Origin of the sequence: Bradyrhizobium guangdongense (assembly GCF_006483445.1) — a bacterium.
Classification (GTDB): Bacteria; Pseudomonadota; Alphaproteobacteria; order Rhizobiales; family Xanthobacteraceae; genus Bradyrhizobium; species Bradyrhizobium guangdongense_A.
The window spans coordinates 1-8,913 of record NZ_PPPT01000179.1; the positions used below are offsets into that span (position 1 = coordinate 1).

At 60.4% G+C, this 8,913-nt stretch carries 8 protein-coding genes; 3 read left to right on the forward strand and 5 right to left on the reverse strand.

Annotated elements, in window-relative coordinates; genetic code table 11:
- Positions 1-31 precede the first annotated feature (31 nt).
- The 4 genes from C2U70_RS25015 to C2U70_RS25030 form a co-directional block, all read right to left on the reverse strand.
- Positions 32-1,306, reverse strand: a complete 1,275-nt coding sequence (locus tag C2U70_RS25015) for a flavin monoamine oxidase family protein (protein ID WP_140981297.1) — start codon at positions 1,304-1,306, stop codon at positions 32-34.
- An 8-nt stretch (positions 1,307-1,314) separates the two neighbouring features.
- The gene (locus tag C2U70_RS25020; RefSeq protein WP_140981298.1) at positions 1,315-2,040 is read right to left on the reverse strand and encodes a RibD family protein; all 726 of its coding nucleotides are present in this window, start codon (positions 2,038-2,040) and stop codon (positions 1,315-1,317) included.
- Positions 2,041-2,138: 98 nt separating this feature from the next.
- Positions 2,139-2,687, reverse strand: a complete 549-nt coding sequence (locus C2U70_RS25025; protein WP_140981299.1) for a hypothetical protein — start codon at positions 2,685-2,687, stop codon at positions 2,139-2,141.
- Positions 2,688-3,189: 502 nt separating this feature from the next.
- A complete protein-coding gene (locus C2U70_RS25030) occupies positions 3,190-4,341 on the reverse strand; it encodes a hypothetical protein (protein WP_140981300.1) in 1,152 nt (383 codons plus the stop codon).
- Between the two features lie 485 nt (positions 4,342-4,826).
- Here C2U70_RS25030 and C2U70_RS25035 point away from each other — a divergent pair, with 485 nt between their 5' ends.
- Positions 4,827-5,795, forward strand: coding sequence for a hypothetical protein (locus tag C2U70_RS25035; protein ID WP_140981301.1), 969 nt, complete (start codon positions 4,827-4,829; stop codon positions 5,793-5,795).
- A 219-nt stretch (positions 5,796-6,014) separates the two neighbouring features.
- Here the strand turns inward: C2U70_RS25035 and C2U70_RS25040 are convergent, their stop codons facing one another.
- Positions 6,015-6,494, reverse strand: a complete 480-nt coding sequence (locus C2U70_RS25040) for a hypothetical protein (RefSeq protein WP_140981302.1) — start codon at positions 6,492-6,494, stop codon at positions 6,015-6,017.
- Positions 6,495-6,819: 325 nt separating this feature from the next.
- Here C2U70_RS25040 and C2U70_RS25045 point away from each other — a divergent pair, with 325 nt between their 5' ends.
- Entirely contained in the window at positions 6,820-7,812 is a 993-nt protein-coding gene (locus C2U70_RS25045; protein ID WP_140981303.1) for a DUF262 domain-containing protein, read from the forward strand.
- Positions 7,813-7,815: 3 nt separating this feature from the next.
- Positions 7,816-8,433, forward strand: a complete 618-nt coding sequence (locus tag C2U70_RS25050) for a hypothetical protein (protein WP_140981304.1) — start codon at positions 7,816-7,818, stop codon at positions 8,431-8,433.
- Positions 8,434-8,913 lie beyond the last annotated feature (480 nt).

An 8,913-nucleotide genomic window follows, 5' to 3' on the forward strand; every position in this document is an offset into this window, starting at 1 on the left:
CAAGCCCGGGCATGACGAGGACGGCAGGGGGTTAGCCCGGACTATCCAAAATCATCCGCGCCGTATCGCGCCCGCTGGACAAGGCGGCCTCCACCGTGCCCATGTCGCGGCCGCGATAGAGGGCTTCGCCGGCGAACAGCACGGGACCATCCGGCCTGGCGAGCGCCTCCTGCGCAGCGCGCGTTTGCGGCGTCGCGTAGGTATAGGCGCCGCGCGCGAAGGGATCGTGGGCCCAGTTGATCGCCTCGGCCGCGACCAGTCTTTGCGCGACCTCGAACTTGGACAGGCCGAAAATGCTGGCGAGCGAGACCAGCCCGGCGTCGATCAGCGCGGCGCGGTCGAGGCCGGCGAGACCAGCCGTCCTCGGGCCGCCGAACCATCCGGTGAGCACGGGATGCGCGGCCGGATATTGCGTCCACCAGACCGGGATCGTCTCATCCGACAGCAGGAAGGTCAGATCAGTGAGCTCCTTGTCCCGCTCGACCCACCAGCACGTCTCGAAGCGCAGCAGAAGCTTGATCACATTGCCGAAGCCGATATCCGCCGTTGCAGCAGCCTTGGCGCGGGCAACCGGAGGAAGCGCCATCTTCTCGAGCAGCGCGACGGGCACTGTGACGACGGCAGCCTCGCCGTGCAGCACCTCGCCATGGCCGAAGCGAACGGCAACACCATCTGTCACCTCTTCGATTCCCGACACGGCGGCGCCGAGCCGGATATCGACGCCAAGGCTGCGACACTGCGCCTCGAGCCAGGCGACGACGGCACCATAGCCGCCGACGATGCGGCCCTGCGCGTGCCGCTCGCCGCCCATCCATTCGTCGCGCAGCGCCAGCGTCGAGGCGCGTTCGGGCTCGGCCGCGTCGTAGCCTTCGACCATCCGCAGGATCGACTGCCGCATCGGCTCGTATTGAGGGGCAGAAAAATGCTGCTGCAGGAATTCGGCGACCGTCAAATCGTCTTTCAGCTCCGCCAGCACGCGATGCAGCTCCGCCTCATGCGGATCGTCGCTCTCTCTCCGGATGAACGCGCCGCCCTCGACGCGCCACGGCGTTCCCTCCATCATCTGCAACGACAGCCCGGCCTCGGCCAGCAGCGCGCGCGTCACGCCGGCCTCGCCATGCACGAACTCGGCGCCGCCCTCCGCGCCATAGCCGAACCCCGACAACGGATGGATGCGTCCACCGCAGCGGTCGCGCGCTTCCAGTATCGTCACCTTGCGGCCCGCGCGCGCGAGCTCGCGCGCGGCCATCAGGCCGGCCGCGCCCGCGCCCACAATGACGATGTGGCCTTCACCCTGTACCGACATGCCCTGTCTTACCTGAGCGCGGATGCGGGGTCATTGGTGATGAGATAGCGCAGCAAAAGCGCACCGCCGCCGAGCGGCGTCGTGCTCTCCAGCGTCATCGCCGTCACCGGCGCGCGCTTGTCGCTCTCGTCGTCGGCCGAGTCGAACACGATGGGCGCACCCCGCGCACCATCCACCGCCGGACAGAGGATCAGATTGAGCTCGTCGACGAGGCCGGCGCGCAGGAACGCGCCGTTGGCGGCACCGCCACCCTCGAGCAGCAGCCGCTTCACGCCAAGCTCGCGATTGAGAATCTCCAGCGTCAGCGCGAGATCGAGCTCCGATTGGCCTGCAAAGATATAGGACACGCCCTCGCCGCGCAGGCCGGCGAGATGCGCATCCGACACGCCCTCCGTCAGCACCACGACGATCGGATCGCCGCCGATGTCGGAACGGCCCCAGCCGATCTTACCGTGCGCATCGAGCACCACGCCATAGGCCTTCACATCAGAAGCTTTGGCATCGCGCCGCGCGAACCAGTTTTCGCGCGGGAACGTCGCTGTCGTGTCGGTCGGATACGGCTTGCCCCTGGCAAACTCCGATCCCGTCACGCGCCCGATCAGCCAGGCATCGCCGCCAAGCTGATCATGCACCTTCTCGAACAGATCCGCCCCCGTCCCCTTCGGCCGCCAGCGGCTGTGATGCGTGCGTCCATCGACGCTGGAGGCCATCAGGCAGGTGACGTGGGGTTTCATGAGGAACTCTTTCGATAACAAATCGTATTCACGAGAATGGAAGCAAGCTCACCGTAGAACTTGTAGGATGGGTAGAACGAAGTGAAACCCATCGGGCTCTATACGCTTCCATCCGGCTTTGTGGCAGCACGCTCTTGGGCGATTATGGCTTCACGTTCCCGCTTAATCGGGCCGCTGCTCAGCAACTTTGCAAGATGCCACGCCGGAACGACGCCGTTCATGCCGGTGTTGACCCTTACGTACTTCACGGCATTGGGCGGTTCATCCTCAACCATGCCAGCGGTAACGGCAATTTCCTCGCGGACTTCCGCCTTCTCGGTGATGAAGCCCCAATTGATCCCAAGGAGACGGGCGCGGCTGTTTCCGATAATGATATTCCCAGTCTCAAGATCGTGGGGTACGCGGTAAACGTACACGGGCGAGCCAGAGTATCCCGGACGAGAAAGCATCTCGACAGCGAAGCTAGGTTGTTGATGCCCGGCAGAATGTTGGATGCCTAGTACACCCATACTTAGATGACCAAACCGAACAGAAGGAACGTTAGTCAAGAGGCCATCGTGATTCATGAACCGACCAATCATGAAGACTTCGTCCCCGATACCGATCACACCTTCTCGAAGGTCGTTCTTCTGGACAAACCAGCTCACATCTAGGCACCTTATCTTGTGAAAGTCCTGCTTTATCTGGACTAGTGAAACCGCAAGATCATCACCTGGCCGGGCGTACCAATCCGCGGGATCTTTATCGATTGTGTCTGTCCCGCCGACTAAGGTGTTCACCCGGACCACGGAACAGCCGGACTGGTGTACAACATGCGCGTTACTAACGGCGTAGATGAATGCATGACCCGGGGAGTCAGAAACGGGCACACTTACGAAAACACCTGTTCCTCCGGCTTGACCGCCAGACTTCGCAGCCTCGGGTGAAGGATAAAGGTAGAAGGAAGCATCAAAGAGGGCTTGAGGTATCCTTGGCATGATCTAGCCGTCGTCCTGAATTGTTCAATCTTGCTTGCATATCGCATCGCCTCGGCCGACTTGTCATCGGTCTTAGCTCCCAGGATGGGTAGAACGAAGTGAAACTCATCAAGCGTAGTGGCGGGGTTTCGCTGCAATCTAGCCATCCGACGAGATTGATCCATTCCGCAAGCTAAAACCCGGCCGCCGGCACGCGAAGCGATCGCCCGCGCACGGCGCGTCCGGCGGTGTCGCTGCCGCTTCCCGTGTCGTCCGTCCAGGCAGCAAAGGCGAACTCGCCGTCGGGACCTGCGAGAACGGCGGCAGCGAGGCTGAAGCGTTCGCCGCCGGTCGAGGTATTGACCTGGGTGACCTGCCCGACCGGACCCTGCGTCGAAAATAGACGCGCCTTCACATTTGTCGTGGCAGGCAGGTTGTCGACGTTGAACTGGACCCAACCGACGAGGAAGCGCCCGCCGGGGAGCCGCGCGAGTGTCGGCCAGGTCGCGTGGATGCGCTGCTCGGCGGTCGAGACGAAATGATTGGCGGAAGAGCCGTCGGCGTTGAACAATTCGGCCTCCACCACGATCAGCGTGTCGGCGGTGGCGTCTTCGCCAAAATCGTTCAGATGCGCGATGACGAATTGGCCGTTGTCGAGTGCGGCGATAGCGGCTGCGGTCGTGGTCGGTTGCGTGACCCGCTCCCCGCCGACCGGTCCCTGTGCATTGAAGATCTGAAACCGGATGTGAAGGGGCCCGGCGATGCGTGCCCGCCACGCGACGACGATATCCCCGTTGGTAAGGCACGCCACCATCGGGACCCGGTGCAGCCCGGCGACGGTATTGGCGCGAAACTCTCCGCCGATCCGCGTGCCGTCGGTGCTGAAGCGTTGCACCCGGATCCTCTGGTCGTCCCGCTTGTCCGCCCAGACCACGACGAAATTGCCGTCGCTCAGGCGCGCGAGAGCGGGCCGGATCAGCGGCTCGACCGGCTCCGTGCTGACCTGGATTTCCGGACCCGACAGCGTGTCGGCGTCGAAGATGCGAAGCTTCAACTGTGCCGGCGCCGTCGCAGCGCTGCCGGCTGCCTGCTCGGTCCAGGCCACGACAAAACCCGACCCGTATTCGACAATCGCCGGAAGCTGCCGCCGCGGGCCCGGCGGCGTCGGCAGGTTGACCAGTATCTCGTTGCTGCTCTTGACGCCGTCGGCGCCGAACATCTGTCCCTTGATGGTGTTGTCGCCGCGGTCCTCCCACACGACAACGAACTGGGTTCCCTGAAGGCTGCAAACGCCGGGCTGACCCTGATCGCCGGCCGTGGTCGTGTTGATCAACACCTCGTCCATGTCCTGCCCCTCCTTGTCCGCGCCCGAAAAGGGCATGGCCAGAGCGGCATTATCGCATGGTCCGGATTGTTAAAGAAGGCTGACACAACCTGAACCATGCGAGCTGCTCGCCCGCAGGCGTGCTCTCGATCGACGGCATGCTTTCGAGACGACAGAGACCGAACAGGCGCTGCGCCGCTGCTGCGAGGTCAACGCGATAGTGGTCTCGGATTGACGCGGCCTGCGATCACGGCGGCGCTTCAAGAGTGGGTTAGCCTTGCGGCCGTCCGCCGAAGCTCGAAGAGCGAAGGCGGAAGCGCAGTCCGCGCGGCGTAACCCACCGCTTCTGCCTCCGCGGAGAGTAAAGAGGTGGGTTACGCCCGGCAAATTGCGCTCCGCGCAATTGGAGAGCTAACCACCCTACGGGCTAACTAGCTACTTGTTTGTAGATCGATTCCATTAAAGCGCATAGCATCTGCGAACTACAGCCTGTGGGGTAGGACACAATGAAAGCATCGCAGGATAATCCTGATGCAAACCAGCTAGGCGTGGGAGTCAACGAAGAACAAGTTATGGAGGCTGTGCGGAAGTCGGGCTTCCCGCTGCAAACCCTCATCGCGAACTATCTCAGGACCGACTTTGTCGTCCAAGAGGAGTGGAGCTACATGGATAGCGACACCGGTACCCAGCGAACGCTCGACATTGTGGCCTCGCGGCGCATCCGGGAGTTTGGCGACAAGAACCAACCATTCGTTCGGCCAACACTCAATTTTCTCATCGAGTGCAAGCAGTCAGACTTGCCATTCATATTTTTCATGACAGCTACCCGTCCTTGGTTGAGGAACTTCCCGTTCTTCGCGGGCCTAGGCAAGGAAAGTGTGGTCGTCAAAACGGATGACGACCGGTCGACTTGGAGCGAAGGCATCCTAAGAGCACTGAGTCTTGAGGAAGACCCCTTCGTTAGCAACGCTGTGGATTGCTGCATGTCGCTTTCTAAATGCGTGCGAAAGGGCAAGGGAGAGCTCGAACTATCGGGACCGGATGCTTTCCAAAGCATCGTGCTCCCACTAGTGAAGTCGCTGAGGTACTTCAAAAGACAAGAGGCTCCTCCGGCAACAGCGCGCTATTTTGACCTGCATATTCCTCTTGCGGTCGCGGTGATCGATGCTCCCATGATCGCGGCCAAGATTGACAACAACCAAAGTTCACTAATCCTGACGCCTTGGGTACGGGTCGCGCGCTATGAAGCGGTGGAGGCTGAATCTTGGCTGGACCGCACCGAGATATTCGGCATCGACGTGGTGCACAAATCTTTCTTCGAGACGTACACGCAACGCCACGCAATTCCATTCGCGTTGAAGCTTGCGCCCCTAGCGGTAAAGCACCATGTCGAAATTGCCACCGGTAAAGGCTTCATCAAGGGCATGGGTGCGGATTCACATAGCAACATCGAAGGGCGGCTGAAGCCCCGATAATTCCGACGGACCTCACCTGATGTCCCGGAAGGGGCAAACAGAACCGTCCAGACAGAGATAGTGCAAGGGCCCATCGAGCGGGGTGCGTTATGGCGGGCTGAGAGCTAGACTACGGCGCCAGAGCACTTAACTTTTTTCGAGCCTGCATTCAGCACACGACACCGGAATCTCCGTCCGACCGAAAGCCCCGCCTATCACCCTCCCACCTTCGCCGTCGCGCTAGTTTTTCGAACAGCTTTCGCCAAACGCCGCGGTCTGGCTGGCCAGGCCGTTCACTGTCCACGAATCCTTCAGGACACCGCTGGCCGTGATCGGAAGGCCATTGGTGAGCACGGCGAGCAATTCCTTGGCGCTGGAAAGCGGCATTTCGGTTCTCAACTCGCGTGCCACCGTCATCTCCCAGTTCGTGCTCTTGGCCGATTTGCCCGACAATGTCGCGGAGCGGTCTCCGCTCTTGAGCGTCACCGAAAAGATGCCGGCATGACCCTTGCCAATGTCCTTGTAGGGGCCAACTCCGACCCGGACCTTCGCGCCAGGCAGACACGTCATTTGCAGGACGTAATCAGGTTCGTCTTCGCCGGCCGGATAGCCGGAGAGCTGGATCGGCTTCTTAGTGAACTTCCAACTCACTGATTTGGCGTCGGCTTGAGAACTGAAAACGCCAATGGTCGAGGCAATCGCAAAGAAATAACGAAACATCCGCTTCTCCAGAAACTGGTATTTCGGTGCACTGTCGCCTCAATAGGCGACGTCCCGCCTATCGCCCTCCCACTTGCGAAGCCCGACCCGTATTCGACAATTGCAGGAAACTGCCGCCGCGGGCCCGACGGCGTCGGCTGGTTGAACAGCATCCCGTTGCTGCTCGCCGTCGGCGCCGAACATCTGTCCCTTGATCGTGTTGTCTGGCCCTGATCGCCGGCCGTGGTCGTGTTGATCAACACCTCGTCCATGTAGGAGCCTCAGGAACATTTAGCGAACGGGCGCTGCAGGATGCAATCTAGGGGTATTGCGCAGGGGGTGATTCGTGGATCGCGTTGATTACCAACCCATCATAATTCAAGACGTCATCAATCTGAACAAGCGGAAGGAGCTCGATCTCCGACCCTGGTATCAGCGACGCGTGGTGTGGACGCCGCAGCAGCAGTCGTACCTGGTCAATACAATCCTCGAACAGAAGCCGGTGCCATCTATCTACATCCGGCACTCGATCGACGTTTCTTCAGGCAAGAGCATGCGTGAGGTCGTGGACGGCCAGCAGCGACTCGTCGCGGTGCTTGAGTTCGTCGATGACAAATTCCGCGCGCGCCATCCGAAACACGACAAGCCCGTTAGATTCTCCGAGCTGTCCAAGACGGAAAAGCATCAGTTCCTCACTACGTCGCTATCTGTGGGATATCTGTTGGGTGCGAACGACTCGGACGTCATTGAAATTTTCGGGCGCATCAATTCGGTATCAAAGAAGCTCCTCCCTGCGGAGAAGCGCAACGCCCTCTTTAGCGGCGAGTTCAAGCAGTTTTCGGTCAAGCAAGCCTCAGCTCGAGTAGACTTTTGGCGGGCGCACAACCTCTTCACCGCCCTGCAGATCGCCCGGATGACGGAGATGCAGTTTGTGTCCGAGCTGGCGATGAACATGCTCGAAGGGTTGCAAGACTACAGCCCGAAAGCTATCGACACCTTCTACAATGCGAACGACGTGAAGTTCACGAAAGAGGCGGAAATCACCCGCCGCTTCGACGCGACGTTCAATCTGCTCGTCTCCCTGAACGACACCACCCTGAAGGATACGATCTTCAGCCGTGCCCCAATCTTCTTTTCACTCTTCCTCGTTCTCGACTCGATCAAAAACCGCATCAACCTCGCCGATCTCCGAAACGCCCTGACTGAAATGGACGGCCGTTTCGAGAGCGACAAGAAGACCCGAGCAGACGCGGAGTTTTACGTGGCCTGCACTTCCAACCCCCACCGTATTCGTTCGCGTGACATTCGAGACAAATACATCCGCTCATATATTGGGTAGGCCGTGCCGATCGCATCGCTCGCGGTCTCCCACCGCGCGTATCTCGCTCAAGCCGACAAGCTGCGTGCGCTCATTCCGAGCACGCACTTGCTTGCTCCCGACTTGAAACAGATGCTTTCGGAGATGATCGCTTTACAAGCGTTCTACTTCTTCGAGCTCGCCATTGAAGACATCGCAGCGAAGCTGGTGTGCGGTACGGCGTACGGTGACGGGGCTGCTCCGGTCGTAACGCACGGCGCGCGGTCTATCGACGACGCGCTTAGTGCCATGCGGACGGTCGGGCGAGCTCGTGCCAAGGGTATCCTCAAGTGGAATAAGGTGTCGGAGATCAACGAGAACGTCCGTCATGTAATCCCGAATACCGAGCACTTCTGCGCCGCCTGCCGGACACATGCAGCCCGGCTGAACGAGATCCGGATAGTCCGAAACCACATCGCCCACGGCAATGCTGGCACTCGGGCGGACTACGCGACGGTCGTACAAGGGAAGCTGGGAGCCCGGCCAACCCGCCTGCCCCGTCCAGGTCTGTTCGTCTTGAAGGAATTTACGCCGGGAGTCCCGCTACTTACAGAGTATGTCGTTACTCTGGGCGTGGTTCTGAAGGACGCCGCGAAGCTGTAGCCATACCGTCGTAGATACTTTTCGTCCTTGCCGCAAATCGGGAGCAGGCGTATTTCGTCGCCATCGGGCCGACTGACACCCGTACCGATTGCCACGTCGGGGGCATTTCCTGACACTGAGCGCTTCCGTAGCGACGCTCCGGACGGCTACCGCAACCGCCCCCGTTGTCATCGGGTAATCTGACTTTGCAGGTGCCGCGGCATCTCCCTATTAACCCAGCCCGACAGGGCCCCGGGCGAACCGGAGACCAAGAAATGAAGGTCGTAATAACGCTCGAACCGCAAGACGTAGTCCTAGCAGCTCTACTAATTGCGCAGTTCATAGCCTAAGAAAGGGATGCCCGTCGGCTGATCACCGGCGGGCATTTGCTTTTCAGATTGCGATAGCAGTGCACTCAACTCGATTTGCGACCTGTGAGGCCGAGCGTGCTTTGAGTACATTGTTCACCGCTGGAAGGAACACCCGCCTATCACCCTCCCA

Bases quoted from the DNA above. Each gene is read 5' to 3' on its own strand.
- C2U70_RS25040 (WP_140981302.1), bottom strand. From the start codon at position 6,494: ATGTTTCGTTATTTCTTTGCGATTGCCTCGACCATTGGCGTTTTCAGT.
- C2U70_RS25015 (WP_140981297.1), bottom strand. From the start codon at position 1,306: ATGTCGGTACAGGGTGAAGGCCACATCGTCATTGTGGGCGCGGGCGCG.
- C2U70_RS25020 (WP_140981298.1), bottom strand. From the start codon at position 2,040: ATGAAACCCCACGTCACCTGCCTGATGGCCTCCAGCGTCGATGGACGC.
- C2U70_RS25035 (WP_140981301.1), top strand. From the start codon at position 4,827: ATGAAAGCATCGCAGGATAATCCTGATGCAAACCAGCTAGGCGTGGGA.
- C2U70_RS25030 (WP_140981300.1), bottom strand. From the start codon at position 4,341: ATGGACGAGGTGTTGATCAACACGACCACGGCCGGCGATCAGGGTCAG.